This window comes from Alsobacter sp. SYSU BS001988 (genome assembly GCF_054796215.1).
In genome coordinates this window covers 1-302 of record NZ_JBTAMK010000071.1, presented here as the reverse complement: position 1 = coordinate 302, position 302 = coordinate 1, and the positions used below count along the sequence as shown (strand labels likewise).

General features: G+C 64.9%; 1 protein-coding gene. It reads right to left on the bottom strand.

Annotated elements, in window-relative coordinates; genetic code table 11:
• The coding region (locus ACYVO7_RS25840) for a transposase (RefSeq protein WP_460452626.1) at nucleotides 1-302 on the bottom strand (302 nt) is incomplete at both ends.

Genomic DNA, 302 nt, shown 5'->3' with positions numbered 1-302 from the left:
CTGGGCGTGGTCGTAGGTGAACTCAGACCGGCTGAAGGTGCCGTCCTGCCGCTCCGATTTGTCGAAGACCGGGATATGAGGCTCGATCCCGCGCTCGTGGACCAGCCAGGCGAGGTTCTCGGCCGAGCCGTAGGCGCTGTCTGCGGCAAGGCGGGCCGGCCAGAGGTCGAACCGATCCTGTGTCCGCTCGATCATCGTGCGAACCGCGCCGACCTCGGCTTGCCGGATCGCGCGGCTGGCTTCGACATCAACGATGACGGCGTGTTGGAGGTCGATCAGATAGTTGGTCGCATAGGCGAAGA